The organism is Bordetella sp. H567, from assembly GCF_001704295.1.
Lineage (GTDB): Bacteria > Pseudomonadota > Gammaproteobacteria > Burkholderiales > Burkholderiaceae_B > Bordetella_C.
The window spans coordinates 2,191,309-2,217,043 of record NZ_CP012334.1 but is presented as its reverse complement, the minus strand read 5'-3'; the positions used below and the strand labels follow the sequence as shown (position 1 = coordinate 2,217,043).

Annotated in this window: 25 protein-coding genes; 15 read left to right on the top strand and 10 right to left on the bottom strand. The window is 67.8% G+C overall.

Annotated elements, in window-relative coordinates:
- Positions 1 to 8: 8 nt before the first annotated feature.
- Positions 9 to 986 carry a Bug family tripartite tricarboxylate transporter substrate binding protein gene (locus AKI39_RS10055; RefSeq protein WP_066635094.1) on the bottom strand — a complete coding sequence of 326 codons (978 nt, stop codon included), beginning with the start codon at positions 984 to 986 and terminating at the stop codon, positions 9 to 11.
- Between the two features lie 352 nt (positions 987 to 1,338).
- On the opposite strand from AKI39_RS10055, the gene AKI39_RS10050 reads away from it, so the two are divergent.
- Complete coding sequence (locus AKI39_RS10050) at positions 1,339 to 2,154, top strand: IclR family transcriptional regulator (protein ID WP_066635093.1); 816 nt, start codon at positions 1,339 to 1,341, stop codon at positions 2,152 to 2,154.
- On the opposite strand, the gene ppc is transcribed toward AKI39_RS10050, so the two are convergent.
- The 5 genes from ppc to AKI39_RS10025 form a co-directional block, all read right to left on the bottom strand.
- The gene (ppc, locus tag AKI39_RS10045) at positions 2,117 to 4,948 is read right to left on the bottom strand and encodes a phosphoenolpyruvate carboxylase (protein ID WP_066635090.1); all 2,832 of its coding nucleotides are present in this window, start codon (positions 4,946 to 4,948) and stop codon (positions 2,117 to 2,119) included. The genes AKI39_RS10050 and ppc overlap by 38 nt on opposite strands.
- Entirely contained in the window at positions 4,945 to 5,325 is a 381-nt protein-coding gene (locus AKI39_RS10040; RefSeq protein WP_066635087.1) for a VOC family protein, read from the bottom strand. The genes ppc and AKI39_RS10040 overlap by 4 nt, the downstream gene beginning before the upstream one ends.
- A gap of 184 nt (positions 5,326 to 5,509) precedes the next feature.
- A complete protein-coding gene (locus AKI39_RS10035) occupies positions 5,510 to 5,821 on the bottom strand; it encodes a YciI-like protein (protein ID WP_066635085.1) in 312 nt (103 codons plus the stop codon).
- Positions 5,822 to 5,993: 172 nt separating this feature from the next.
- Positions 5,994 to 6,959 carry a Bug family tripartite tricarboxylate transporter substrate binding protein gene (locus AKI39_RS10030; protein ID WP_076879686.1) on the bottom strand — a complete coding sequence of 322 codons (966 nt, stop codon included), beginning with the start codon at positions 6,957 to 6,959 and terminating at the stop codon, positions 5,994 to 5,996.
- 160 nt (positions 6,960 to 7,119) lie between these two features.
- On the bottom strand, positions 7,120 to 8,031 hold the full coding sequence (locus tag AKI39_RS10025; protein ID WP_066635084.1) for a LysR family transcriptional regulator: 912 nt from the start codon (positions 8,029 to 8,031) through the stop codon (positions 7,120 to 7,122).
- 207 nt (positions 8,032 to 8,238) lie between these two features.
- On the opposite strand from AKI39_RS10025, the gene AKI39_RS10020 reads away from it, so the two are divergent.
- The 6 genes from AKI39_RS10020 (at position 8,239) to AKI39_RS09995 (ending at position 13,570) form a co-directional block, all read left to right on the top strand.
- Positions 8,239 to 9,234, top strand: a complete 996-nt coding sequence (locus AKI39_RS10020) for a Bug family tripartite tricarboxylate transporter substrate binding protein (protein WP_066635083.1) — start codon at positions 8,239 to 8,241, stop codon at positions 9,232 to 9,234.
- 6 nt (positions 9,235 to 9,240) lie between these two features.
- Entirely contained in the window at positions 9,241 to 10,788 is a 1,548-nt protein-coding gene (locus AKI39_RS10015; RefSeq protein ID WP_066635082.1) for a M81 family metallopeptidase, read from the top strand.
- 6 nt (positions 10,789 to 10,794) lie between these two features.
- Positions 10,795 to 11,964, top strand: coding sequence for a DSD1 family PLP-dependent enzyme (locus AKI39_RS10010; RefSeq protein ID WP_066635081.1), 1,170 nt, complete (start codon positions 10,795 to 10,797; stop codon positions 11,962 to 11,964).
- Positions 11,965 to 12,000: 36 nt separating this feature from the next.
- Entirely contained in the window at positions 12,001 to 12,747 is a 747-nt protein-coding gene (locus AKI39_RS10005) for a 4'-phosphopantetheinyl transferase family protein (RefSeq protein WP_066635079.1), read from the top strand.
- A 72-nt stretch (positions 12,748 to 12,819) separates the two neighbouring features.
- Positions 12,820 to 13,113 carry a DUF2513 domain-containing protein gene (locus AKI39_RS10000; RefSeq protein ID WP_066635077.1) on the top strand — a complete coding sequence of 98 codons (294 nt, stop codon included), beginning with the start codon at positions 12,820 to 12,822 and terminating at the stop codon, positions 13,111 to 13,113.
- Complete coding sequence (locus tag AKI39_RS09995; RefSeq protein ID WP_066635071.1) at positions 13,091 to 13,570, top strand: GNAT family N-acetyltransferase; 480 nt, start codon at positions 13,091 to 13,093, stop codon at positions 13,568 to 13,570. The genes AKI39_RS10000 and AKI39_RS09995 overlap by 23 nt, the downstream gene beginning before the upstream one ends.
- Positions 13,571 to 13,786: 216 nt before the next feature.
- On the opposite strand, the gene AKI39_RS09990 is transcribed toward AKI39_RS09995, so the two are convergent.
- Positions 13,787 to 15,643, bottom strand: a complete 1,857-nt coding sequence (locus AKI39_RS09990; RefSeq protein WP_066635068.1) for a phosphoenolpyruvate carboxykinase (GTP) — start codon at positions 15,641 to 15,643, stop codon at positions 13,787 to 13,789.
- 453 nt (positions 15,644 to 16,096) lie between these two features.
- Here AKI39_RS09990 and AKI39_RS09985 point away from each other — a divergent pair, with 453 nt between their 5' ends.
- From AKI39_RS09985 to AKI39_RS09960, 6 genes are all read left to right on the top strand, one after another.
- On the top strand, positions 16,097 to 16,891 hold the full coding sequence (locus AKI39_RS09985) for a DeoR/GlpR family DNA-binding transcription regulator (protein WP_066642653.1): 795 nt from the start codon (positions 16,097 to 16,099) through the stop codon (positions 16,889 to 16,891).
- Entirely contained in the window at positions 16,888 to 18,486 is a 1,599-nt protein-coding gene (locus AKI39_RS09980) for a glycerol-3-phosphate dehydrogenase/oxidase (RefSeq protein ID WP_066635065.1), read from the top strand. Before AKI39_RS09985 ends, AKI39_RS09980 begins: the two co-directional genes overlap by 4 nt.
- 151 nt (positions 18,487 to 18,637) lie before the next feature.
- Positions 18,638 to 19,636, top strand: a complete 999-nt coding sequence (locus tag AKI39_RS09975) for an aldo/keto reductase (RefSeq protein ID WP_066635062.1) — start codon at positions 18,638 to 18,640, stop codon at positions 19,634 to 19,636.
- A 43-nt stretch (positions 19,637 to 19,679) separates the two neighbouring features.
- On the top strand, positions 19,680 to 20,198 hold the full coding sequence (locus AKI39_RS09970; RefSeq protein WP_066642651.1) for a YbaK/EbsC family protein: 519 nt from the start codon (positions 19,680 to 19,682) through the stop codon (positions 20,196 to 20,198).
- A gap of 13 nt (positions 20,199 to 20,211) precedes the next feature.
- Positions 20,212 to 20,976, top strand: coding sequence for an NRDE family protein (locus AKI39_RS09965; protein WP_066635060.1), 765 nt, complete (start codon positions 20,212 to 20,214; stop codon positions 20,974 to 20,976).
- Between the two features lie 167 nt (positions 20,977 to 21,143).
- Complete coding sequence (locus AKI39_RS09960) at positions 21,144 to 21,566, top strand: hypothetical protein (protein ID WP_066635058.1); 423 nt, start codon at positions 21,144 to 21,146, stop codon at positions 21,564 to 21,566.
- A 106-nt stretch (positions 21,567 to 21,672) separates the two neighbouring features.
- On the opposite strand, the gene arfB is transcribed toward AKI39_RS09960, so the two are convergent.
- The gene (gene arfB / locus AKI39_RS09955) at positions 21,673 to 22,095 is read right to left on the bottom strand and encodes an alternative ribosome rescue aminoacyl-tRNA hydrolase ArfB (protein WP_066635054.1); all 423 of its coding nucleotides are present in this window, start codon (positions 22,093 to 22,095) and stop codon (positions 21,673 to 21,675) included.
- Positions 22,096 to 22,228: 133 nt separating this feature from the next.
- Here arfB and AKI39_RS09950 point away from each other — a divergent pair, with 133 nt between their 5' ends.
- Both AKI39_RS09950 and trxA read left to right on the top strand, forming a co-directional pair.
- Complete coding sequence (locus AKI39_RS09950; RefSeq protein ID WP_066635051.1) at positions 22,229 to 23,266, top strand: LLM class flavin-dependent oxidoreductase; 1,038 nt, start codon at positions 22,229 to 22,231, stop codon at positions 23,264 to 23,266.
- A 123-nt stretch (positions 23,267 to 23,389) separates the two neighbouring features.
- The gene (trxA, locus tag AKI39_RS09945) at positions 23,390 to 23,779 is read left to right on the top strand and encodes a thioredoxin (protein WP_066635048.1); all 390 of its coding nucleotides are present in this window, start codon (positions 23,390 to 23,392) and stop codon (positions 23,777 to 23,779) included.
- 3 nt (positions 23,780 to 23,782) lie between these two features.
- Here the strand turns inward: trxA and AKI39_RS09940 are convergent, their stop codons facing one another.
- Both AKI39_RS09940 and AKI39_RS09935 read right to left on the bottom strand, forming a co-directional pair.
- On the bottom strand, positions 23,783 to 24,385 hold the full coding sequence (locus AKI39_RS09940; RefSeq protein WP_201258560.1) for an IMPACT family protein: 603 nt from the start codon (positions 24,383 to 24,385) through the stop codon (positions 23,783 to 23,785).
- A 1-nt stretch (position 24,386) separates the two neighbouring features.
- Positions 24,387 to 25,712 carry an MFS transporter gene (locus AKI39_RS09935; RefSeq protein ID WP_083228748.1) on the bottom strand — a complete coding sequence of 442 codons (1,326 nt, stop codon included), beginning with the start codon at positions 25,710 to 25,712 and terminating at the stop codon, positions 24,387 to 24,389.
- Between the last annotated feature and the right edge of the window lie 23 nt (positions 25,713 to 25,735).

Sequence of the window (25,735 nt, the reverse complement as noted above, 5' to 3'; positions counted from 1 at the left end):
ATTCCGTTTTACTTCTTCTTTTCCAGGCCCAGCTTGCGTATCGTGCCGCCCCATTTGGCGTAGTCATCCGACCAGACCTTCGCGAACTGGGCCGGCGTGCCGGTGGCCGCATCCAGCCCCAGGCGCTGCGCCTGGACTTGCACCTGCGGATCGGCGACGGCCTTGTTCAGCGCCTTGTTCACCTTTGCCACCACGTCGGGCGGGGTGCCCGCCGGGGCGAACAGGCCGAACCATCCCAGCGCCTCGTAGCCCGGCACGGTTTCGCCGAAGGTCGGAATATTGGGCGCGTTGGGCGCGCGGTTGCGGCCGGTCACGCCCAGCGCGATCAGGCGGCCGTCCTGCACGTAGGGATACAGGCCCGAGTACCCGAACACGGTCAGCTCCACGCGCCCCGACATCAGGTCCGACATGATCTGGGTGCTGCCCTTGTACGGGATATTCGTGAAGTCGAACCCCGCCTTTTCCTTCAGGAGCTCCATGGACAAGTGCGGAAAGCCGCCCTCGCCATTGGTGCCGACTCGCACGCGGCCCGGATGCTGCCTGGAGTACGCGATCAGCTCCGGCAGCGTTTTTGCGGGAAAGTCCGGCTTGGCCACCAGCATCATGTAGTTGGTATAGGCCAGCGCCACCGGTTCCAGCGCCTTGCGCACGTCGATGGGCCAGTCGTTGGTCAACGGCGCGACGACGACCGCGCCCATCTGTCCCATGACCAGGGTGTAGCCGTCGGGCTCGGCCCGCGCGGCCGCCTGCAAGCCGATGAGGCCCGAGGCGCCCGGATGGTTTTCCACCACGATGGACTGCCCCAGCGACTGCGACATATCGTTGCCCAACAGGCGCGTGATCACATCGGCCAGGTCGCCGGGGGGATACGGAACGATGATGCGTATCGGATGATCGGGATAACCCGCGGCGCGGGCTACGGTTGCACCGGTGGCAAGCGCCAGGGAAAGCATGAACCCGGCGGCCCAGACGAAGATCCTGTCCATTGCGACGACCCTCTGTGGAAGGCGGTCCGCCCACGCCGCGGCGCCTTCGTTCCCCATGGATGCGCCGGCTCATGCGTGGCCGTGCGCGTTGTCAGGGCGATATTGGAACCGGCCAAAATGCGCGTCAACCTTTCGGCCGCTTTTTCCCATTTAGTAAAACCGCGGCGGCGCGAAGGCCGATGGTGCGGCGCGACGAAAAAAAGAGGTTTGTCGCGCGCGCGGCGCATGATATTTTGAAAAGAGGCACCCGCCGCCGGAAAGATCCCGGCGGCATGACCGCGCCGATGCATTCCCAGTATCTGGAAATTTGTATGACGTCCTGGAAGACCGCCCCGGGCGGTTTATACGAACCATGCAAAACCGAGCTACGCCGGCCAGTACCGTGGGCCGCGCCGTCGACCTGCTGCGCCTGATCGCCAGCAGCCCGTCGCAGCATCTGCGCCTGATCGATCTGGCGCGGCGTGCCGACATGGAAAAATCCACCGCGCATCGCCTGCTGCAGCGGCTGGTCAGCGAACGCATGCTGGTGCGCATCCCCGGTCAGCGCGGCTACCGGCTCGGACCGCTGATCTACGAGCTGGGCCTGTGCGCCCTGCCCGAGAACAATCTGCGGGAAACCTGCCATCCGCATCTGCGGCGGCTGGCCGAGCAGACCGGCGACATGGCATTCCTGGTCGCGCGCAGCGGTTTTGAAACCGTATGCCTGGACCGCATCGCCGGCAACTTCCCCATCCAGACCTTGACCTCCGGCGTGGGCGACCGCCATCCGCTGGGGATCGGGGTGGGCGGCCTGGCCATCCTGGCGGCGATGAGCGACCAGGAAGTCGATATCGCGCTGGACGCCATCGAGCACAAGCTGGCCCGGTATCCGAATTTCAGCGTCGCCTCGCTGCGCGCCTCCATCCGCCGTACCCGCGAAACCGGTTATGCGCTGGACGATGGCGTGGCGGCCAACGGCGTCAGCGCGATCGGCATGCATATCCGCCAGCCAGGCGGCATGCCGACCGCCGCGGTGTTCATCACCACCATTTCCCCGCGCATGGATCCGGCGCGCCGCGCCCTGCTCGGCAAGCATCTGTCGGCCTGCGTGAAGGGCGTGCAGGCCGACATGTCGCGCGGTGCGGCATCGGTCAACCGCTATTGCGAAGTCCCGCCGCGATCCCGTTGATGGAGATATGGATGCCGGTCTTGACGACGGCGTCGCCCCGTCCTTCGCGATAGCGCTGCATCAGTTCCACCTGCACGTGGTGCAGCGGATCCAGATAGGGAAAGCGATGGCTGATCGAGCGCGCCAGCACTGGATTGCCCGCCAGCCGGGCATCCTGGCCGGTGATGCGGGACAGCGCTTGCGCGGTGCGGTGCCATTCGGCCTCGATGACCGGGAAGATGCGATCGCGCAGCGCGGTGTCCTCGACCAGTTCGGCATAGCGGGAGGCCAGCGCCAGATCGGACTTGGCCAGTACCATGTCCACGTTCGACAGCAGCGTACGGAAAAAAGGCCAGTCGCGATACATGTCCCGCAGCAAGGTCCAGGCGGCGTCGGCGCCGCCCCCCGCGCCTTCGACGTAGGCCTGCACCGCCGAGCCGAACCCGTACCAGCCGGGCAGCGTCAGCCGGCACTGGCTCCAGCTGAATCCCCATGGAATGGCCCGCAGGTCCTCGATGCGCTGGCCGCCGCTGCGCGATGCCGGGCGTGAGCCGATGTTCAATTCGGCGATCTCGCGGATGGGCGTGGAGCCGAAGAAATAGTCGTGGAAACCCGGAGTTTCATAGACCAGTGCGCGGTACGCCCGCATGCTGGCGTCCGACAGGGACGCCGCAGCATCCAGGAAGGCGTCCGGCGCGCGCTGCTGGGTCTGCAGCAGCGTCGATTCCAGCGTGGCGGCGACCAGGGTTTCAAGGTTGCGGCGGCCGATGTCCGGATTCGTATATTTGGATGCGATCACCTCGCCCTGCTCGGTCAGCCGCAACTGCCCGCGCACGGTGCCGGGCGGCTGCGCCAGGATGGCCTGGTAACTGGGACCGCCCCCGCGCCCCACCGTGCCGCCGCGCCCATGGAACATGCGCAGCTTGATCGGCGCGCGGGTCGCCAGCTCATCGAACAGCGCGGCCAGCGCGATCTCGGCGCGATACAGCTCCCAATTGCTGGTGAAGATGCCGCCGTCCTTGTTGCTGTCGGAATAACCCAGCATGATGTCCTGCTCGGCGCCGCTGCGCCGCACCAGCTCGAACACACCCGGCAAGGCATAGAAGCCACGCATGATGGCGGTGGCATTGCGCAAGTCCTCGATGGTCTCGAACAGCGGCACGACGATCAGCTCGGCTTGCGCGTCTTCGCTCAGCAGGCCGCGCATCAGCCCGGACTCTTTCTGCAGCAGCAGGACTTCCAGCAGATCGCTGACCGTTTCGGTATGGCTGATGATGTAGTGGCGGATGGCGGACCGGCCATAGCGTTCCCGCATGACGCGGGCCGTTTCGAAGATGGCCAGCTCGCCGCGCGCCAGCTCGGAGTATCCGGCGCCTGGTACGCGCAGCGGGCGTGGATCGTTCAGCTGCTTCAACAGCAGATCCACCTTCGCCTGTTCGTCCAGCCCGGCATAGCCGGCATGCAGTCGGGCCGCCGCGAGCAGTTCGGCTACCACGGCCTCGTGCTTGTCCGAGCTTTGCCGCAGGTCGACCGTCGCCAGGTGAAAGCCGAACACGCTGGCTGCCCGTATCAGGGGCCGCAGGCGCTGCGCGGCCAGGGCGCCGGCATGATGGCTGTCCAGCGAGCGCTCGACGACCGCCAGGTCTTCCAGGAAGTCTTCCGGGCGCGCATACGGCGGCTGCGGCGCGACGGGGTGCGGCGCGGCCTGCGCGCCCGTCAGCGCATGCAGGGTGGCGGCCAGCCTGGCGTAGGCACCGGACAGCGCCTTGCGATACGGCTCATCGCGGCGATGCGCGCTGTCGTCCGGCGAGCGGTCGGCCAGCGCCTGCAGCTCGGGAGCGACATCGACCAGATAGTTCGACATGGACAGCTCGCCACCCAGCTGGTGCACCTCCGCCAGGTAGTGGCGCAGGGCGATTTCCGACTGGCGCTTCAGGGCATAAGCCAGCGTGTCGGCCGATACATTCGGATTGCCGTCGCGGTCGCCCCCTATCCACTGGCCCATGCGCAGGAAACTGGCGACGGGCTGGTCCGGCATCTCGCGTTCCAGGGTGGCGTACAGGCGCGGGATTTCGCGCAGGAAAGTAGTCTGGTAGTAGCTGAGCGCGTTTTCGATCTCGTCTGCGACGGTCAGGCGGGACATGCGCAGCAGGCGCGTGGTCCACAGCTGGATGACGCGGCCGCGCAGCTGGGCAGCGTTGGACTCGAGCTCGCGCGCCAGCAGGGCATCGGCGGCGCCGCCCGCCAGGCCGCGGCCGCGGATGTCGTCGCGCTCGGCCAGCAATTGCGCGATGGCGCGCTGTGCGTCCAGGATGCTCTTGCGCTGCACCTCGGTGGGATGGGCGGTCAACACCGGCGATACATGGCTTTCGGCCAGCGTACGGGAGATGCGCGCGGCGCCGACGCCGGCCGCGCGCAGGCGCGCCATCATGGCTTCGATGCTGCCCTCCCGCACATCGCCACCGCGCTCATGCGCGACGCGCCGGCGGATGTAGTGGCGGTCTTCGGCCAGATTGGCCAGCAGGCTGAAATAGGTGAAGGCGCGCACCACGCAGACCAGCATGATGCCGGGCAGCGATTGCAGCAGGTGCTTGAGCGTCTGGTCGGCCTGCGCGTCGTCGTCGCGGCGAAAGGCCACGGCAAGCTGGCGGACCTGTTCGACCAGGGTATAGGCGTCGTCGCCCTCCTGTTCGCGAATCACTTCGCCCAGCAGCCGGCCCAGCAGGCGGATGTCGTCGGTCAACGGCTGGTCGGTGGGCGAAGGCGGTATGCCTTCCTCCCGGTCGGCATGCGCGTCGGCGGCGGGCGCGCTCATACCACCAGCTCCGAGATCTCGATCAGGTTCAGATCCGGGTCGCGCACATAGACGGAACGGATCCGCGAGGTGGCGCCGGTGCGCATGACGGGACCTTGCTCGATCGCTACCTGGTGTTCGCGCAAGCGCGCGATGACCTGGTCCAGGGGCACGGCCGCGATGAAGCACAGATCCAGCGCACCCGGTACGGGCAGGTGCGCCTTCGGTTCGAACTCGCGGCCCTTGAGGTGCAGATTGATTTTCTGGTTGCCGAAGACGAAGGCCTTGCGCCCTTCGCCGAAGGTTTCCAGGCGCATGCCCAGGATATCGACGTAGAAGCGCACGCAGGCCGCTTCATCCGTGGTGGTCAGAACCAGGTGATCCAGGTGGTCGATCAATTTGCGAGTCTCCTACGGTTTGCCATGCGGCCCCGGGGTGCCGGGACGGCCGCTGCCGCCGCGCGGTCCGGCGATCGGGGTGGCCGATCTCCGCCCACGGGCGACAGCACGACTGTAGGAGATTCCGTGCGCCTTGGGAATTCGTGTTCCGGATAGGCGCCCTTCGCGGCTGATTAAGGCCGGGTCAGCTCGCGCCGCCCGGCATGACCGGCGTGGCCGCGTGATCGCCGACCACGGTGTGCCACGGCTTGACCGTCCAGCGCTTGACCAGGCCGTTGATCACGTAGGGATCGTTGCGGGCGAAGGCTTCCGCCACCGCGGGGGAATCCGCTTCGAACAACAGCAGCGCGCTGTCGACCGGGTCGCCCGCCGCCCCGGCCAGCACGATCTCGCCGCGGTGCGACGCCTGCCAAGCCAGGTCCAGGTGCGCATCGCGGAACTGGCCGCGACGGGCCAGGTAATCGGGCGCGAGTTCGTAGGCAAGTAGGAAATGCATGGTCCAGGCTCCAAGGAAAACGGCCGCCGGATGCACCGGCGGCCATATCGGCGGCGCTTGCGCGCCAGGGCGGGAAGCCCCGGACCGCGTCCGCCGGCTTACTTGCCGCCCTTTAGGACGCCCTCGCGACGAGGCTTGCTCGCCGCCCTTCCGGACGCCCTTGCGACGGGCCTTACTTGCCGCCCTTCAGGATGTCGTGCCACTTGCTGGTCTGGTCGGCGATGAACTTGCCGAACTCCTCCGGCTTCTGGCCGCCAGGCTCCGCGCCGATGGTTTCCAGGGCCTTGGCCATCTGCGGATCCTTGAACGCATCCAGCGTGGCTTCGTACAGCTTGGCCTGCACATCCTTGGGCACCTTGGCGGGAACCACCAGGCCGTACCAGGTCGAGAACGTGTAGCCCGGCAGGCCGGCCTGGTCGATGGCGGGGATGCCCGGGAAGTAGGCGCTGGGTTTTTCGCTGCTGACGCCCAGCGCGCGCACCGTGCCCGCGCGGATCTGCGAGATCGCCGAGCCGCTGGTTTCGATCGCCATCTGGATCTGGCCGGAGATCAGGTCCGCCATCATGGGCGCGCCGCCCTTGTAGGGCACGTGCGCGATATCGATGTTGGCCATCTTCTTGAACAGTTCGCCCGCCAGGTGTTCGGTGCTGCCGATGCCGGCCGAGCCGAAATTCAGCTTGCCGGGGTTCTTCTTGGCATAGTCGATCAGTTCCGGAATGGTCTTGACCGGCAGTTTGTTGTTGACGATGAGCAAGTTGGGCGACGACGCCACGATGGTGATCGGCGCGAAGTCCTTCTCGAAGTCGTAGGTCAGCTTGTCGTAGGTCGAGGGCGCGATGGTATGCGCGATGGTCGACAGGAAGATGGTGTAGCCGTCCGGATTGGAGCGCGCCACATAGGCCGCGCCGATCGTGCCGCCCGCGCCGGCGCGGTTGTCCACGATGACGGGCTTGCCCAGCTTCTTGGCCAGCGCTTCGGCCAGGGGACGGCCCACCATGTCGGTGGTGCCACCGGGCGGGAACGGGATGACCAGCGTGATCGGCCGTTCGGGCCAGCCGGCGGCGTGGGCGGCCAAGGTGCTGGCGCAGAGAACGGTGCCTGCCAGCAATTTCCCGAGCAGGGATATGCCGAGTTTCATGTTTTTCTCCTGTGGTCCAGGTTTGGGAATCGTGGCGAAAACGGCCCGGGGGGCGGCTGTTGCCGCGCTTATTGAAGGCCGCCGCGTCCCGCGAGCACTTGGAGCAGGATTGTATACCTGCGTGTACAGAGGTTCGGCGCGCCCGCGGCAATGTGCCGCGTCATCCCGGGATCGCCCACGGATGCGCATCGACCTCCGCCCGCAGGCAGGCCAGGAACCGCGAGGTCCGCGCCGAGCGCACCTCGCGCGAAGGCAGCAGCGCGATCACATCGGCATCCGGCAGGCGCCAGGCCGGCAGCAGCGCCACCAGCCGCCCGTCCCGCAGGTCTCCCGCCACATCCCATTCCGACCGCACCATGATGCCCATGCCGGCGACCGCCCAGTCGTGCACCACCGAGCCCTCCGTGCTGGCCAGCACCGGATCGACACGCACGCTGGCCGTTTCCCCGTGGGCGCCGGTAAACCGCCACAGCGTGACGTCCTCGTCGTTTTCCCGCAGGGCGATGCATTCGTGCGTGCGCAGATCCTCGGGACGCGCCGGCATGCCGCGCCGCCGCAGGTAGGCGGGCGCGGCGCACAGGATGCGCCGGTTGGAGGCGATGCGCTGCATCACCAGCGCCGAATCGCGCAGTTCGCCGATGTGCACCATGACATCCCAGCCGTCCTCCGCGACGCGGCCCGGCCGATCCGACAGCGTAAGCGTGGCGGTGACCTCCGGGTGCTCGCGCCGCACGCGGGCGACGGCCGGCGCCACGTAGCGGTGGCCGAAGCCCAACGGCGCCAGCACCCGCAAATGCCCCGCGATGACGCGCCGGCGGCTGCCCAGCGCATCGGCCAGGAGACCCAGTTCGTCGCAGATGCGCCGGCCCCGCGCGGCCATCAGCTCGCCTTCGTCGGTCAGCGCGATGCGCCGGCCCGTGCGCTCGACCAGCCGTATGCCCAGGCGCTTCTCCAGGCCCGCCAGCCGCTGGGTGACGGCGGGGGGCGTCACGTCCAGCGTGCGGGCAGCGTCCGCCAGCGAGCGGGCAGCCACCACCGTCAGGAAAAAGCGCAGATCTTCGCTCGACAGCACCCCTTGCTCCCTTAAGTCCCGGCTTAATGAAGGATTCAATGCCGTTTAACCCGAGACTTTAGCCTTCTGTCCATACTCGGGGGATTCGTGCTTTACCTTATTGCCGCCGAGCGCGGCCGTCCGTCCGTGGACATCGCCCCATCCGGTGCGCGCGTCCAGGGTCCGAACCGTGACGGCCGTCGCGGCCCGTTTCCATCCGGAGGTTGTATGCGACGTACCCTTGCCCATGCCTGGACCATCCTGCTCGCCGCCGGCGCGCTCGCACTGGCGGGTTCTCCCGCCCAGGCGGCCGACGCAAGCTGGCCCCAGCGTCCCGTCACCGTCATCATCGCTTCCGCCGCGGGCGGATCGGCCGACGTGCTCAGCCGCATCGTACTGAAGCACGTGGCCGAGGACACCGGCGCGAACTTCGTGGTGGAGAACCGCCCGGGCGCGGCCGGCAATATCGGCATGAGCCAGGTCAAGCGCGCGGCGCCGGACGGCTACACCCTCGGCTACGGCAACATCAATACGCTGGCCGTGAATCCCGCCCTCTTCAACAAGCTGCCTTACGATCCGGCCAAGGATTTCGCGCCGGTGGGCCAGATGTTCGCCGTCTACAACCTGCTGGTGGTGCGCGGCGATTCGCCCATCCGCACCGTCGACGACCTGATCGCCCAGGCCAAACGCGAACCCGGCAAGCTGTCGTATGGCGCCGCCGGCATTGGCAGCAGCGGCCAGATGGCCGGCGAACTCTTCAAGCAGATGGCGGGCATCGATGTCATGTTCATCCCCTACAACGGCGATCCCGCCTCGCTGTCCGACCTGGCCGGCGGCCGGCTGGACTACACCTTCACCAATGCGTCGGTGGCCTATCCGCTGGTCAAGAGCGGCAAGCTGCGCGCACTGGCCATCACCAGCAAGCAGCGCGTGGCGCTGTTCCCGGATATGCCGACCCTGGACGAACTGGGCCTGAAGGGCTACGAAAATGTGTCCTGGGGCGGGCTGGTGTTCCCGGCCGGCACGCCGCAGCCCATCGTGGACCGCCTGTCGCAATCGCTGCGCAAGGTCCTGGTCAGCGAATCGCTGGCCAAGGACCTGGCCAATGCCAGCGCGTCGCCCGGCACCCCGGGCACGCCTGACGACTTCGCGCGCTTCATCGCCGCCGAGCAGCGCAAGTGGGGCGACCTGATCACCGCCGCCCATATCGAAAAACAGGATTGAGCCGCCATGTCGCTACGTATCGCCCTGCTGGGCTTCGCCATCGAGTCGAACCGCTACGCGCCCGTATCGACGCGAGAGGATTTCGTATCGCGCGCCTACCTGGCCGGAGAGGACCTGTTGCGCGACGCGCGCAGCCCCGCGCCGCGCATGACGCCGGAGATTCCGGCCTTCGTGCGACGCATGGACGCCACCGCCGACTGGACTCCGGTGCCCATCCTGTTCGCCAATGCGGAATCGGGTGGGCCGGTGGAGCACGCCTTTTTCGCCGACACGCTGGAGCAGTTCGAAACGCGGCTGCGCGCCGCGCTGCCGGTGGATGCGGTCTATATCTGCGAGCACGGCGCGGCCATCACCACGGAAGAAGACGACCCCGACGGCCTCGTGTTCGAAACCGTGCGCCGCATCGTCGGGCCTTCGATACCCATCGTCGCCACGGTGGACCTGCACGCCAACGTGTCCGACCGCATGGTGGACCAGGTCGACACGCTGATTTCCTATCGGCGCAACCCGCACGTCGACATGGCCGAGCGCGGCGCGGAAGCCGCCGACGTGCTGCGTGAACTGCTGGCCGGTCTGCGTGTGGCGGTCGCCCATGTGCGCATGCCCGTCTGCGCGCCACCCACGCAGCTATTGACCGCGCCGGGCACGGGGCCCTACGCGGACATGATCCAGAAGGCCGAGGCGCTGAACGATCCGCGCATCGTCAACGTATCGGCGGTGGGCGGCTTCGCCTACGGCGATACACCCAAGAACGGCCTGACGGTACTGGTCACGACACGCGGCGATGCCGAACTGGCCGCGCGCACGGCGCTGGACCTGGTCACGCCGGCGTGGCGCGACCGCGCGGCCTTCTTCCCGCGCCTGATGCCGCTGGACGAGGCGGTGGCCCTGGCCGTGGCGACCGGCAGCGACCCCGCGCGGCCGCCGGTGCTGCTGGCCGACGTTGCGGACAATCCGGGCGGCGGCGCGCGCGGCAACACGCCGTATCTGTTGCAGGCACTGCTGAAGGCCGGCGCGCGCGGCGTCATCGCCGGCGTCGTCACGGATCCCGAACTGGCCGCGGACGCGCATGCGGCCGGCGTGGGCAAGCCCCTGCGCGCGCGCTTCAATCGCAGCGAGACCACGCGCTATTCCGAGCCCTTCGAGGCCGACGCCACCGTGGTGGCGCTGCGTGACGGCAAGGGCGTGGGCCGGCGCGGCCAGCTGGCGGGATGCAGCTTTGACCTGGGCGCCTCGGCCCTGATCGCGGTGGACGGTATCCACATCGTCGTCATCACCCACCGCCATCAATGCCACGAGCCCACTTTCTTCGAGATGTTCGGCCTGGACATCGCCGCCGCGCGCACCGTTGTGGTCAAATCCCGCGGGCACTTCCGCGCCGCTTTCGACGAGTTCTTTCCACCCGAGCGTATCCATAGCGTGGACGCGCCGGGCTTGACCTCGCCCATCCTGTCGCGCTTCGACTTCCGCCGCCTGCCGCGCCCAGTCGTGCCGCTGGATCCCGATACCGAATGGACGCCGACCGTACGGATGCGTCCTGCTTTCATGGAGTGAGACCGCATGACCACGCCGACCCACGCCTCCGGCGCCGCGCCTTTGCTGCGCGACCAGGAAACCCCCAGCCTCGTGCTGGACGAACGGCGCATGACGGCCAATATCGCGCGCATGCGCGAACGTGCCCACGCGCTCGGCGTACAACTGCGCCCGCACCTGAAAACCCCGAAGTCCATCGACGTCGCGCGCCGCGTCATGGACACCCCGCAAGGCCCCGCCACCGTCTCGACGCTGCAGGAGGCGGAGCAGTTCGCCCAGGCGGGCGTGCGGGACATCCTGTACGCCGTCGGCATCGCACCCAACAAGCTGGACCGCGTGGTCGCGCTGCGGGGCCAGGGCGTGGACCTGACCATCGTGGTGGACAGCGTCGACGGCGCGCAAGCGGTCGCGGAAAAATCGCGCGCCAGCGGCATGCGCATTCCCTGCCTGATTGAAATCGATTCCGACGGGCACCGCGCCGGCGTGGCGCCCGGCCAGACCGATCGCCTGCTGGCCATCGGCCGCGCCCTGCACGACCATGGCGCGGAACTGCGCGGCGTGATGACGCACGCCGGCGAATCCTATAACTGCGAGACCACCCAGGCCATCGAGGCCATGGCCGAACGCGAACGCCATGCGGCGGTCTCGTGCGCGCAGGCGCTGCGCGCCGCCGGCCTGCCCTGCCCCGTGGTCAGCGTGGGCTCCACGCCTACCGCCCTGTTCAGCCGCGACCTGACCGGTGTCACGGAGCTGCGCGCCGGCGTCTTCGTGTTCTTCGACCTGTTCATGGCGGGCCTGGGCGTGTGCGGCCAGGACGACATCGCGCTGAGCGTGCTGACCACCGTCATCGGCCACCAGGAAGACAAGGGCTGGATCCTGGTCGATGCCGGCTGGATGGCCATGTCGCGCGACCGCGGCACGGCCAAGCAGAAGGTCGACCAGTACTACGGCGTGGTGTGCGACATCGATGGCAAGCCCTACCTCGACCTGGTCATGCGCGAGACCAACCAGGAACAGGGCATCCTGGCCCTGCGCCCCGGTAGCACGGCCAGCCTGCCCGACCTGCCCTTGGGAACGATGGTGCGGATATTGCCCAACCATGCCTGCGCCACCGGCGCGCAGCACGAGGCGTATCACGTCATCCGGGACGACTCCGGCCGCGTCGCGGCGCATTGGCCGCGCTTTCGCGGCTGGTAGACGACGGCCAAGGAAAGCCGATGCGGTAAGCGCCAGATGGGAACCACGGAACGCTCGCCCCCGTTCGGGGATGGCCACGCCAGGGTGCTGCCCCTGGCCCTGGCCGGGTCGCCGGGGGACCTGCGGATATGGCGGCTGGCACTGGACCTGGAAGCGCCGATACCGGAGCCGGACGCCGCACTACTGGACGCCGGCGAACGCGCGCGGCTGGAAGGCTTCCAGCGTCACGCGGACAAAGTGCGCTTTGGCGTGACGCGGGCGATGCTCAAGCGCCTGCTGGCCGGCCCGGCGATGAACGCCGCCGCCGTCCGATTGGCGTATACGGACACGGGGCGCCCCGTCTGGCCGGGTTCCGCGCTGCATTTCAACGTGGCGCACTCCGGCGCGCTGGCGTTGATCGCCATCTCGGATTGCCGCCCCGTCGGCATCGACGTGGAACTGCGCACGGAGCTGGACATCGGGGCACTCGCGGCGGCGGTCCTTGCCCCGCCCGAACAACGCCTGCTGGAACAGGCACCGATCACCGCACGGCGCGACGCGTTCTACCGCTACTGGGTATGCAAGGAAGCGGCCTTGAAGGCCACGGGCCACGGCATCGCGGATGCGCTGCGGCGCATCGAAGTGCGCGCCGATGCCGCTGCCGGCGATGCGCGCTTCATCCACTGCGACGACGCCGGCATGGCGGACCGTGATCTGCTGCGGTCCCTGCACTTGCGACTGCTGCCCCTGCCCGCGGACTATACCGGCGCGGTTGCCTGGGCCTGCGGCGCACCATACCCGTGACATTCCGATAACGGCGCATCTGTTAACGTTTAGGGTGCGCCGTTACGGCGCGCCAACATACGAGGTGTCGCCATGCAACGCAATTTCGATCTGGTCGTAACCATCCTGGGCGCATTCCGCGATGCCGAAGCGTCGGTGTTGAGCGGCCGCGACGTGACGGCCGCCGTGCAGGAGCTCGATATCGACGACGCCACGCCCGAGGCCGTGAACCATCACCTCGAGCTGCTGGCCGATGCGGGCCTGGCCAAGAAGCTGACCGAAAGCACCACGGGGCAGGACGCCATGTGGCGCATCACCTGGAAGGGCTACGACGCATTGGAACAGGACGAGGAAGACGAGGAAGATGACCTCGACCTGGACGACTGAGCACGCCGCGATCGCGTTGGAATCGCCGCGCCAGCACGACGTGCTGGCGCTGCTCGCGCAGGCCGATGCCTATCTGCACGGGCTGTATCCACCGGAAAGCAACCACATCCTGGACGCCGGCGCGCTGGAACAGCCGGGCATCGATTTCTTCGTTGCCCGCCGTGACGGAGCCGCCCTGGGATGCTGCGCCCTAGTTCCGGCCCTGGACGGCAGCGCGGAAATCAAGCGCATGTTCGTCGCCCCGCAAGTGCGCGGCATCAAGCTGGGCCGCCGCCTGCTGGAATGCCTGGAAGACCACGCGCGCCGGCGCGGCATCGCCACCTTGCGATTGGAAACGGGGATCTACCAGCCCGAGGCCCTGGGCCTGTACCGGACCAGCGGCTATCGGGACATCGCGCCCTTCGGCGACTATCTGCCCGACCCGCTGAGCGTGTTCATGGAAAAAACGCTGCTGTAGACGAGAGGCCCTCCCCCCGAAGCGCTGCGCGCTTCCCCCCTCAAGGGGGGCGACGCTGGCGGACCGGCGAAGCCGGATCCGCGGCGTCCCCGATCGAGCGGCACCTGTTTCTTGCGACGTGGGCTTTGCGATGCGATGCACGGTGGAACTGATATGCAAGCGGGGCCTCGCATCACGACGATGCGAGGCCCCGCGGCTTTCCGTGGTGGGGTCGGGTCAGGCGGCCAGGCGGTCCTCGATGCGCTGCTTGGTGTCCGGCAGCGCCTTGGGCAGGCGTTCCGACAGCTGCGTGAACAGCTCCTCGTGCAAGCCGAGTTCATCGCGCCATGACGCGCCGTCGGTGGACGACACCAGCTTGTACTTCTCCGCGCTGAAATCCAGGCCCGTCCAATCGATGTCTTCATAGCGCGGCGACACGCCGAAGACATGCTCCTGGCCCTGCGCCTTGCCTTCGATGCGTTCGAGCATCCACTTCAGCACACGCATGTTCTCGCCGAAGCCCGGCCACACGAACTTGCCGTCCGGTCCTTTGCGGAACCAATTCACGGTATAGAAGCGCGGCAGCGTGGCGCCTGCCTTGGCGAGCTTTTCACCCAGGTTCAGCCAGTGCTGGAAATAGTCGCTCATGTTGTAGCCGCAGAACGGCAGCATGGCGAAGGGATCGCGGCGCACCACACCTTGCTGGCCCGCCGCGGCGGCGGTGGTTTCGGAGCCCATGGTCGCGGCCATGTAGACGCCCTCTTCCCAATTGCGGGCCTCGGTCACCAGCGGCACGGTGGTGGAACGGCGGCCGCCGAAGATGAACGCGTCGATGACCACGCCCTGCGGGTTCTCCCATTCCGGATCGATGGACGGACATTGCGAAGCGGGCGCCGTGAAGCGCGCGTTCGGATGCGCCGCCTTGCGGCCGGTTTCCTTGGCGATCTGCGGGGTCCAGTCATTGCCCTGCCAGTCGATCAGGTGCGCGGGCGCTTGTTCGGTCATGCCCTCCCACCAGACGTCGCCATCGTCGGTCAGCGCCACGTTGGTGAAGATGCAGTTGGCCCGCAGGGTCGCCATGGCGTTCGGGTTGGTCTTCTCGCCCGTGCCCGGCGCCACGCCGAAGTAGCCGGCTTCGGGATTGATGGCGTGCAGCTTGCCATCCTTGCTGGGCTTGATCCAGGCAATATCGTCGCCGATGGTGGTCACCTTCCAGCCGTTCAGGCCTTCCGGCGGAATCAGCATGGCGAAATTGGTCTTGCCGCAGGCGGACGGGAAGGCGGCGGCGACGTGATGCTTCTTGCCCTCCGGCGAGGTCACGCCCAGGATCAGCATATGTTCGGCCAGCCAGCCTTCGTCGTGCCCCATCGTCGAAGCGATACGCAGCGCGAAGCACTTCTTGCCCAGCAGGGCGTTGCCGCCATAGCCGGAACCGTAGCTCCAGATCTCGCGCGTGGCGGGGTAATGGACGATGTACTTGGTGGGATTGCACGGCCAGGACACATCGGCCTGGCCCTTGGCCAGCGGCGCGCCCACGGTATGGACGCAGGGCACGAACTCGCCGTCGTCGCCCAGGACGTCGTACACCTTGCTGCCCATGCGGGTCATGATGCGCATGCTGACGACCACATAGGGGCTGTCGGTCAGCTCGACGCCGATGTGCGAGATCGGCGAACCCAGCGGCCCCATGGAAAACGGCACCACATACAGCGTGCGGCCGCGCATGGCACCGTCGAAGAGCTTGTTCAGCGTCGCGCGCATTTCGGCAGGCGCCGCCCAGTTGTTGTTCGGACCGGCATCGGCCTTGTCCTCGGTGCAGATGAAGGTGCGGTCCTCGACGCGGGCAACATCACCGGGGTCGGACAAGGCCAAATAGGAATTCGGGCGTTTTTCCGGATTCAGGCGACGCAGCGTGCCGGCCTGGACCATCTGCTCGCACAGACGGTCATACTCCTCTTGCGAGCCATCACACCAGACCACGCGATCGGGCTTGGCCAGCGCCACGAATTCGCCGACCCAGTCGACGAGTTTACGGTGCCGCACATAGGCCGGCACATCGAGCGCGGCTACGAGTCCATCGAGGGGTCGGTTCATTCGCAATCTCCTGATTTATTGATGAAGCGTCAATCTGTCGCGGCGCGGTGGCACCGATAAGCTCTGTCGCGAGCCGGGGGCGCGGTCATCGGCGCGTCATGAAGACCGCGCATGCCTGCGCTCGTTTATCCAGCGATCATACCCGCCGGGGGGATGGCCCAGTCAACCCAACCACATGGTGGAAGGTAGCCGCCGGGCAGCATACGCGCGGTGGCGTGCCCGCGTTCGTCGCCGGACGTGTCAAATTGAGCCGATCCGTCACAAGCGTCGCCGGCGCGCGCCGCGTGAGCGGAGGGAATCGGGCGCCGGGAGGTTACCTGCGGTGGCACTGCCGGCGGCCCGAGGCCGCACGTAAGCAAAAGCTGCGGCCTCTCTCGTGCGCAAGGGACGCGCGAGGCGCTTATGCGCGAGTTCGTTCTTTAGTTTTCGATTTTGTTCGTTTATGATCCCTTCATGGACCTGAATCCCCGCCAACTCGCGCTCGTCGAGGCCGTCCGCCAGCAGGGCATGGCCTCGATAGAAGCGCTGGCGCAACGCTTCGGCGTCACACTGCAGACCGTGCGCCGCGACGTAACCCTCCTGGCCGGCGAAGGCCTGCTGGCCCGCTTTCACGGCGGCGTCCGGGTGGCGGCTTCGTCCACCACGGAAAACATCGCCTACCAGCAGCGCCAGGCCGTCAATGCCGAGGGCAAGCGCCGCATCGCCGAAGCCGTGGCCGCGCAGGTGCCCGAGGGCTGTTCGCTGATCCTGAACATCGGCACCACCACCGAAGCGATCGCCCGCGCGCTGCTGAACCATCGCGGGCTGCGCGTGATCACCAACAACCTGCACGTGGCCGACATCCTGGCCGCGAATCCCGATTGCGAAGTCATCGTGGCCGGCGGCCTGATGCGCGCCAGCGATCGGGCCATCGTGGGCGACGCCGCCATCGATTTCATCCGCCGTTTCAAGGTCGATATCGGCTTGATCGGCATATCCGGCATCGAAGCCGACGGCACGCTGCGCGACTACGACCTGCGCGAAGTCAGCGTGTCGCGGGCCATCATCGCGCAATCGCGCGAAGTCTGGCTGGCCGCCGACCGCAGCAAGTTCGAACGCCAGGCCATGGTCGAAGTCGCCCACGTATCGCGCATCCACCGCCTGTTCACCGACCAGCCCATTCCGGAAGCCATCGCGGCCGTGCTGCGCGAAGCCGGCGTGCGCTGCGAAATCACCGTCCCTACACCCTCTCGCCCGTCCCCGTCATGACTACCTCCCGCGCCGTTGCGCCCCCCTCCCGCGATCGCCTGTTGACACAGCTCGATTCCGCCCAGCCCTGGGATGTCATCGTCATCGGCGGTGGCGCCACGGGGCTGGGGACCGCGGTGGACGCCGCCGCGCGCGGCTACCGCACCCTGCTGGTCGAAGCCGCGGATTTCGCCAAGGGCACATCCAGCCGCGCCACCAAGCTGGTGCACGGCGGCGTGCGCTACCTGGCCCAAGGCAATATCGGCCTGGTGCGCGAAGCCCTGCATGAACGCGGCCTGCTGGGCCGCAATGCGCCGCACGTGGTGTGGCCGCTGGGCTTCCTGGTCCCCGCGTACAACCTGCTGGACCAACCGTTCTACGGTATCGGATTGAAGATGTACGACGTGCTGGCCGGCCGGTTGAATCTGAAACCCAGCCGCCTGCTGTCGCGGTCGCAGATGCTGGCCGATGCCCCCACGTTGGCGCCCGACGTCGGCGGCCATCGGCTGCGCGGGGGCGTGCTCTATTACGATGGCCAGTTCGACGATGCGCGGCTGGCCACGACCCTGATGCGCACCCTGTTCGACCTGGGCGGCGTGGCCGTCAACTACATGGCGGTCACGGGACTGAACCAGAGCAACGGACGCGTGGACGGCGTGACGGCGCGCGACGTCCTGAGCGGCACGGCCTTCGTCCTGCATGCCAAATGCGTGATCAACGCCACCGGCGTATGGGTGGACGAGATCCGCCGCATGGAAGACCGCTCCGCCATGGGCATCGTGGCACCCAGCCAGGGCGTGCACCTGACGCTGCCGCGTGATTTCCTGCCCGGCGACAAGGCCGTCCTGATTCCCAAGACCGACGACGGCCGCGTGCTGTTCGTCGTGCCCTGGAACGGCCACACCATCGTCGGCACCACCGATGCGCCGCGCGCGGACCTGCCCCTGGAGCCTGCGGCCAGCCGCGAGGACGTGGACTTCATCCTGTCCACGGCGGGCCGCTACCTGAGCCGCAAGCCCACCCGCGCGGACGTGACCAGCGTGTGGAGCGGCTTGCGTCCGCTGGTGAAGGCCAGCGGCGTGGGGGCGACCAAGACGCTGTCGCGCGAGCATACCCTGCTGGTATCCCCGACCGGCCTGATCACCGTCACCGGCGGCAAATGGACCACCTATCGGCGCATGGCGCAGGACGTCATGGACCTGGCCGCGCGCGAGCACATCCTGCCCTTCGCCCCGTGCCGCACCGAAAACCTGCCCTTGCACGGGGCCGCCGGCGCACCCGCCGGCCTGGCCCGGCCGGGCACCCCGGACGCCTACTACGGCAGCGATCTTCCGCAGTTGCGTGCGCTGCCGGGCGCCGACCTGATGCTGGTGCCGGCCAGCGGCCTGAGCGAAGCCCACGTGCGCTTTGCCGCCCGCTTCGAACTGGCGCGCAGCGCCGAGGACGTGCTCGCGCGCCGCAATCGCGCCCTCTTCCTGGACAGCGCCGCCGCGCTGCGGGCGGCGCCGGACGTGGCACGCATCCTCGCCGAGGAACTGGGTCACGATGCCGCGTGGCAGCGCCGCACCGTGGCGGACTTCGCACACACGGCGCGCCAATACCAGTTGACCGCCTAGGGCCATTCCATCCGCCGGACGGCCGGCGACATGGCGGAATATCGGGCGTAGAATCGTCGCGGTTCACCCCATTCACCGGCGCCCGCGAGGCGCCGCTTGCTTGCATGATGCTGAACGCGTCCACGCGGCGCGCCATTTCGGAGAACACGCGATGTCCATCCCCAAGATCCAGTTCGGCCGCACCGGCCTGAAGGTATCCCGCCTGGCGCTCGGCACGATGACCTTCGGACTGCAGACGGACGAAACCGTCGCCGGCCGCATCCTGGACAAGGCCTGCGACGCCGGCATCAATTTCCTGGATACCGCGAACGTGTATCCGCTGGGCGGGACGCCGGACACCGTCGGGCGCACCGAGGAAATCGTCGGCCGCTGGCTCACCGGCAAACGCTCGCGCTACATCCTGGCAACCAAGGCCGTTGGCGTGATGGGACCGCAGGACTGGGAGCGCGGGGCATCGCGCAAGCATCTGCTCGACGCCATCGATGCCTCGCTCAAGCGGCTGCAAACGGATTACGTCGACCTGTACCAGCTGCATTCCGACGACGACGCCACGCCGCTGGACGAAACGCTGGAAGCCCTGGACGTCATCGTGAGGTCCGGGCGCGCGCGCTACATCGGCGTTTCGAATTTTCTCGCCTGGCGCCTGGCCACGGCGCTGGGCCGGTCGGACGTGCGCCACCTGACCCGCATCACGTCGGTGCAGCCGCGCTACAGCCTGCTGTTCCGCGAGATCGAACGCGAGCTGCTGCCGCTGTGCGCGGCCGAGGGCCTGGCGGTGATCCCGTACAACCCCCTGGCCGGCGGGCTGCTGACGGGCAAGCACAAGCCGAACAGCGAGCCCGCGCAAGGCACGCGCTTCACGCTGGGTACCGCGGGGGGCCGCTACCAGGACCGCTATTGGAACGAACGTTCCTTCGAAACGGTGGAAGCGCTGCGCGGCATCGCCCAGGAAGCGGGCGTATCGCTCACGACGCTGGCCATGGCATGGGTGCTGGCCAATCCGGTGATCACCGCGCCGCTGCTCGGCGCGAGCAAGCCGGAACAGCTGGACGACACGCTGGCCGCGATCGACTACACGTTGACGCCCGAACTGAAGTCCAGGCTGGATGCGCTGACGCATGAATACCGGTTCGGCGATGCCGTCCGCTGACGCGGCGCTGCGCGAAGGCCCGGCGCCCGCGGGCACCGCGGAGATGTCCGTGTACGACCAGCTGACCGCGCTGCTGGACGCGGCGGGCGTCCCCTATCGCCTGCTGCGCCACGCCGCCGAAGGCCGCTCCGAAGCCGTCGCGGCGATCCGTGGCACGGCGGTCGGCCAGGGCGCCAAGGCCCTGGTCTGCCGCGTCAAGCTCTCGTCCACGCAGCGCGCCCACGTGCTGGCCGTGTTTCCGGCCGACCGCCAGGCCGACCTGGAGGCCATCGCGCGCACCGCCGGCGGCAAGAAGGCATCGCTGGCCTCACGCGATCTGGCGCGCGAACTCACGGGCTGCGAGATCGGCGCGATTCCACCGTTCGTCTTCAACGATGCGCTGTCGCTGCTGGTCGACGAAACGCTGGGGACACGCCATGAAGAGATCGTCTTCAACGCCGGCAGGCTGGACGCGTCCATCCTCATGCGCGCGGCCGATTACCTGGCGCTGGTGCGGCCCCGGACCGCCGCCTTCACACGCGATCTCGGCGAGGCGCCCGAAGGCGCCGCGCCCCCGAGCTGAGGCCACCACCGCCATGTGCCTGGCCGTCCTCGCGATCCGCGTATTGCCCGAGCTGCCGGTGGTGATCGCCGCCAATCGCGACGAATACCATGCGCGCCCCACCGCCGCGGCGGCCCCGTGGAAGGACGACCCGAACATCATCGCGGGCCGCGATCTGCAGTCCGGCGGTTCGTGGATGGGAATGACCCGCGACGGGCGCTACGCGCTGGTCACCAACTACCGCGATCCCATGAGCATCCGGGCACATGCGCCTTCGCGCGGCAAACTGGTGGAAGACTTCCTGCGCGGCGCCGCGGCGCCTGCCGACTACGCGGCCCAGGTCGCCGAAAAGGGCGCGGACTACAACGGCTTCAATCTCATCGTGGGCGATCGGGACAGCACCTGGTACTACAGCAATCGCGGCGGGTCGCCGCAGGCGCTAGCGGCGGGGATCTATGCCCTGTCCAACCATCTGCTGGACACGCCATGGCCCAAGCTGGCCCGCACCAAGGCAGCCTTCACGCAGATCCTGCGCGCCGGTCCGACGCCGGACGTGGAGGCCTTGTTCGATGCCTTGGGGGACCGCTCCACCGCCCTGGATGCCGAGCTGCCCGATACGGGCATAGGATTGGAACGCGAACGGTTTCTCAGCAGCGCCTTCATCGTCGGCCTGACCTACGGCACGCGATCGTCGACCGTCATGCTGGTGGGCCAGGAGCATTGCGCCCTGTACGAACGGCGCTTCGCGCCGGACGGCACGCCCGCGGGGCGTTCCAACTGGGACCTGGAATCGCATTGACCCGCCGGCCGGCGCATACACATCCGTATACGCAAGGCCGCAGAACTTTAACGCCTGCGGCACGCTCAAAATGAGTGCGCATCGGGTACCGGGCTTGCTGTCCGTCCGTGCTGCGCGCCTGCTGCCTGGCTTAGGGCAGTCCTTTTTGATTTGTTCATAGGAGCAGAATGATGAAAACAATCCGTTTTCGCCGCTCGCTGGCCGCGATGCTGATGTTCGGCGCCGGGCTCTCCGTCGCCTACGCCGATATGCCGCCCGTGCAGCACCAGGGTCCCGTCACCTTCGTCAGCGGCGGGGTCGGGCAGGATGAATCCGATTCCATGAAGGCCGCCGAAAAAGACTATTCGCTCACCCTGCTGTTCGCGCAGCGCCAGGGGACCGAGAGCGTCTATACCGCCGACGTTCCGGTCACCATCACCGATAGCAAGGGCGCGACGGTATTGCAGACGACGACCAAGGGCCCTTACCTGCTGGTCCAGCTTCCCCCGGGTTCGTACAAGATTTCCTCGACCTACAACGGCAAGGAAATGGTGCACCAAGCCACGGTCTCCAAGGGATCGCATTCGCGCGCTGTGTTCGAATGGCAATGAACGTGCGGCTTCCCGGCAAGCCCCACGAGGCCTAGGCGGCGATCGCGCGGCGGCGACCTGCGTCCAGGCCTGTCAACGCGGGAAGGAGCCTGCACGCCGCGGCCGGTCAGCCGGGATCTCGCGCCACCTTGCCACGCATTTGCTTGATCTGGCCGTGACGCACCTTGCGCTGCACGCGGCGCTGCTGCGAGGCGCGGGTGGGCCGCGTGGCCTTGCGCGGCGTCACGGGACGCGCGGCGGACGCGATCATCGCGGCCAGGCGGTCGATGGCTTCGGCGCGGTTCTTGTCCTGGCTGCGATGCGTCTGTGCCTTGATGATGGCCACGCCTTCCTTGGTGATGCGGCGATCCCCGCCGGCAAGCAATGTCTGCTTGATCGCATCGGGTAGCGACGATGCGCGGATGTCGAAACGCAAGTGCACCGCGCTGGACACCTTGTTGACGTTTTGCCCGCCCGCACCCTGCGCGCGGATCATGCTGAACTCGACTTCGCGCTCGTCCAGGAATAGGTCATGTGAGATGGGAATCATGACCGCGAGTCTACGCGTTTCGCGACGACGAACGCTGCCGGCGCGCGGGACAACCCGTCCGCCGGCAAGGTTGCTCGGGCTCGTGCTTGAAATCGCCGATACACTGCCCCATGTATATGGCGTGAGGAAAACCATGAAGCCCTTGTCAGCAATTCCGTTTTCGGTCCTGGATCTCGCGCCCATCGCGCAAGGCCGCACCGCGGCGGACGCCTTCCACAACACCGTCCAGCTGGCCCGCCATGTCGAGGCCCTGGGCTACAACCGGTTCTGGCTGGCTGAGCATCACAACATCAACGGCATCGCCAGCAGTGCCACCGCCGTGCTAATCGGCCACGTGGCGGCGAATACCCGCACCATCCGCGTGGGATCCGGCGGTGTCATGCTGCCCAATCATGCTTCGCTGATCATCGCCGAACAGTTCGGCACGCTGGAAACGCTGTTCCCCGGCCGTATCGATCTGGGCCTGGGCCGCGCGCCCGGCAGCGATGGACTGACCCAGCGTGCCTTGGGCCGCGACCCGCGCAGCGGACTGAACTTTCCGGCGCAGCTGGAAGAACTCCGCGGCTATTTCCGGCCGGCGCATTCCACGCAGGCGGTACGCGCCATCCCGGGCGAAGGGCTGAGCATTCCGATCTGGCTGCTGGGGTCGAGCGATTTCAGTGCGCGGCTGGCGGCCCAGCTGGGCCTGCCCTTCTCTTTCGCCGGCCACTTCTCGCCCGAAGGCATGGCCGCCATGCGCTTGTACCGGGACCTGTTCCAGCCTTCCGACGTGCTGGACAAGCCCTATTCCATGATCGGCGTACCCATCATTGCCGCGGATACCGACCAGGAAGCACGCCGCCAGGCCACTACCCAGCAGCAGAAATTCCTGTCCTTGGTGCGCGGCAACCGGCTGCAGCTGCAACCGCCGGTCGACGATATGTCCACGGTGTGGAACGAATGGGAAAGGGCCGCGGTACAGCAGCGCCTGGGCGCGGCCATCGTCGGCGGGCCGGAAACGGTCAGGCGCGAACTGGAATCGCTGGTTGCCCGCACCGAGGCCGACGAGGTCATGATCGTCTCGGACTTCTACGATCCGGCGGACCGCCTGCGATCCTACGAGATCGTGGCATCGCTCAAGCACGCGGAAACGCCGAGCGACCGGCAGGCCGGTACGGCCGTTGCGCAATGACGCAGGCCGCGCAGGCAGGACAGTTACCATGAACCCACTACGGCGCCATCCGGGGCGGCCGTATGCAACCAGAGGCCCACGGGACTCGCAAGCGCCGCGCAAGGCACGGCAAGGATGTATCGAATGAGCATCGTCGAACTGAACAAGGATTCCTTCCAGGAAGCCATCAAGCCGGAAGGCACGCTTATCGTGGATTTCTGGGCGCCCTGGTGTGGCCCCTGCCGGGGCTTCGCGCCGGTCTTCGAAAAGGCCGCTGCCGAAAACCCCGACGTGACCTTCGCCAAGGTGAACACCGACGTTGAGCAGGAGCTGGCCGGCGCGCTGGGCATCCGCTCCATCCCCACCTTGATGGTGTTTCGCGAACAGGTGCTGTTGTTCTCGCAGCCGGGCGCCTTGTCCGCCGGGCAGCTGAACGAACTGCTGGCCAAGGTCAAGGAACTTGACATGGAAAAGGTGCACCAGGACATCGCCGACGCGCAAGCGAAGCAGGACGCCGAAGGCGGCCAGGCCTGATGCTCAGGCGCCGTGCGGGCCGTCGTCCAGGCGCAGCGCTGACTGCCCGCGGCTGAAGTTCACCAGCCAGGCGTTCAGCCCATCCAGCGCATGGCGTGGCACCGACACGGCGAGCACGACGCCGCCAGCGCCGAAGGCCTCGCGCGTGATGGTAGCGCCGGCCTGTGCCAGCCGCGACTTCAGGGGCTGTAGTTCAGCATAGGAACAGGCGCAGGTGGCACTGACGGTATCGATGATTTCGATGCGCTGGGCCAGCCGCAGGCAGTTCGCCGCCGTACCGCCGTAGGCACGCGCCAGGCCGCCGGTCCCCAGGTTGATCCCGCCATACCAGCGCGTCACCACCACGGCGACACGGTCGCAGTCCTGCCCGTCTATGGCCTGCAACATGGGGCGGCCCGCGGTGCCGCCCGGTTCGCCGTCGTCGCTGAACCGGTATGCGGCGCCAATACGGTAAGCCCAGCAGTTGTGCGTGGCGCCGGGATCCGAATGGCCCGCGATGAAGGCCATGGCCGCGTCCACGTCCGCCGCCGGTCCGGCCTGCGCCAGGAAAACGCTTTTCTTGATGGTTTCCCGGTAGACGTGGGTCGCGGCCAGCGTAACCGCCACGTCAGTCGCCGCCCGCGGGGACGGCCGCGGCCGCATGGACCGGCGGGAGCCGCGAGCCGATGGCATCGCCGGACACGGCCGCGCCGCTGTCCCGTCCCGTCTCCCCGGCGTCCGGCCGCGGCGCCATGGCGCCACGGCGGGCATCGCGCTGCAGGCCCAGCGCGATGGCCATGGCGATCGCCGCCGACAGCGCGGCGAACAGGAAGATCGCCGGATAGCCGAAACCCGTCACGATCAAGCCGGCCACCGGGCCGGTAATGCCCAGCGACAGGTCCAGGAAGGCCGAATAGGCCCCCAGGGCCGCGCCACGGTTGCCCGCCGGCACCCGGTTCACGGCTTCGACGCCCAGCGAAGGGAACACCAGCGAAAAGCCGAAGCCGGCCAGGGCCGCGCCCGCCAGCGCCATCCCGGGCGACGCCGCCAGCCACAGCAGCAACAGGCCCAGGATCTCCACGCTGACGGACAGGAGCGCCACCCGGAAGCCGCCGAAGCGGGCGATGGTGCCGCCCAGCAGCAGGCGCGCACCGATGAAGAAGCAGCCGAATACGCTGAGCGAGACGGCGGCCCCGTCCCAATGGTGAAACGCGTAGTACAGCGTGACGAAGGCGGCGATGGAACCGAAGCCCACCGATGCCAGGCCCAGGGCCATGCCGTGCGGCAGCACGCGCGCCACCACCTGCGAAAACGCCATGCGCGCGCCGCCTACCACGGCTACCCGCGCCCGCGGCGCCGCCAGCGCCAGCCCCAGCAGCCCGGCCACCAGCACCGCACCGCCTACCGCGCCGAACCCCCAATGCGCCTGCAGCTGCACGCCCAGCGGCGCGCCGATCGCCAGCGCGCCGTAGGTGCTGATGCCGTTCCAGGAGATGACCTTGGCCGTGTGCGTGGCACCGACGCGGCCGATGCCCCAGGTGATGCAGCCCGTGCCTACCCAGCTTTCGCCGAAGCCCAGCACCAGCCGTCCCACCATCAGGGCTGCCAGGCTCAGGGCCGGCGCGCTCGACAAGGCGTTCGCCAGCAACAGGAACACGCCGCTGGCCGCGCAGGCGGCCAGGCCGATCATGACGGTCTGCTTGGGCCCGACCGTATCGGCCATGCGGCCGGCGTGGGACCGGCTGAGCAGCGTGGCCAGGTACTGGACGCTGATGACCAGCCCGGCCAGTACCGAGTCATAGCCCAGCTGGCCATGAACGTAGCCGGGCAGCACGGCCATCGGCAAGCCGATGACCAGGTAGCACAGGAAGGTGAAAAAAACGATGGAAACGACTTGCAGCGTCACGGCGGAAGCGCGAGGCTGCGGGATACGCGTAGCGGTGCGGGGCGGCATGAGACGAATAGCTAGGGTTTTCC

Bases quoted from the DNA above. Each gene is read 5' to 3' on its own strand.
- AKI39_RS09970 (WP_066642651.1), top strand. From the start codon at position 19,680: ATGTCCGTGTACGACCAGCTGACCGCGCTGCTGGACGCGGCGGGCGTC.
- AKI39_RS09950 (WP_066635051.1), top strand. From the start codon at position 22,229: ATGAAGCCCTTGTCAGCAATTCCGTTTTCGGTCCTGGATCTCGCGCCC.
- AKI39_RS10000 (WP_066635077.1), top strand. From the start codon at position 12,820: ATGCAACGCAATTTCGATCTGGTCGTAACCATCCTGGGCGCATTCCGC.
- AKI39_RS10015 (WP_066635082.1), top strand. From the start codon at position 9,241: ATGTCGCTACGTATCGCCCTGCTGGGCTTCGCCATCGAGTCGAACCGC.
- AKI39_RS09960 (WP_066635058.1), top strand. From the start codon at position 21,144: ATGATGAAAACAATCCGTTTTCGCCGCTCGCTGGCCGCGATGCTGATG.
- AKI39_RS10050 (WP_066635093.1), top strand. From the start codon at position 1,339: ATGCAAAACCGAGCTACGCCGGCCAGTACCGTGGGCCGCGCCGTCGAC.
- trxA (WP_066635048.1), top strand. From the start codon at position 23,390: ATGAGCATCGTCGAACTGAACAAGGATTCCTTCCAGGAAGCCATCAAG.
- AKI39_RS10055 (WP_066635094.1), bottom strand. From the start codon at position 986: ATGGACAGGATCTTCGTCTGGGCCGCCGGGTTCATGCTTTCCCTGGCG.
- AKI39_RS10005 (WP_066635079.1), top strand. From the start codon at position 12,001: ATGGGAACCACGGAACGCTCGCCCCCGTTCGGGGATGGCCACGCCAGG.
- AKI39_RS10010 (WP_066635081.1), top strand. From the start codon at position 10,795: ATGACCACGCCGACCCACGCCTCCGGCGCCGCGCCTTTGCTGCGCGAC.
- AKI39_RS09980 (WP_066635065.1), top strand. From the start codon at position 16,888: ATGACTACCTCCCGCGCCGTTGCGCCCCCCTCCCGCGATCGCCTGTTG.
- AKI39_RS10030 (WP_076879686.1), bottom strand. From the start codon at position 6,959: ATGAAACTCGGCATATCCCTGCTCGGGAAATTGCTGGCAGGCACCGTT.
- AKI39_RS09990 (WP_066635068.1), bottom strand. From the start codon at position 15,643: ATGAACCGACCCCTCGATGGACTCGTAGCCGCGCTCGATGTGCCGGCC.
- AKI39_RS10020 (WP_066635083.1), top strand. From the start codon at position 8,239: ATGCGACGTACCCTTGCCCATGCCTGGACCATCCTGCTCGCCGCCGGC.
- AKI39_RS09975 (WP_066635062.1), top strand. From the start codon at position 18,638: ATGTCCATCCCCAAGATCCAGTTCGGCCGCACCGGCCTGAAGGTATCC.
- AKI39_RS09935 (WP_083228748.1), bottom strand. From the start codon at position 25,712: ATGCCGCCCCGCACCGCTACGCGTATCCCGCAGCCTCGCGCTTCCGCC.
- ppc (WP_066635090.1), bottom strand. From the start codon at position 4,948: ATGAGCGCGCCCGCCGCCGACGCGCATGCCGACCGGGAGGAAGGCATA.
- arfB (WP_066635054.1), bottom strand. From the start codon at position 22,095: ATGATTCCCATCTCACATGACCTATTCCTGGACGAGCGCGAAGTCGAG.
- AKI39_RS09985 (WP_066642653.1), top strand. From the start codon at position 16,097: ATGGACCTGAATCCCCGCCAACTCGCGCTCGTCGAGGCCGTCCGCCAG.
- AKI39_RS10035 (WP_066635085.1), bottom strand. From the start codon at position 5,821: ATGCATTTCCTACTTGCCTACGAACTCGCGCCCGATTACCTGGCCCGT.
- AKI39_RS09995 (WP_066635071.1), top strand. From the start codon at position 13,091: ATGACCTCGACCTGGACGACTGAGCACGCCGCGATCGCGTTGGAATCG.
- AKI39_RS09965 (WP_066635060.1), top strand. From the start codon at position 20,212: ATGTGCCTGGCCGTCCTCGCGATCCGCGTATTGCCCGAGCTGCCGGTG.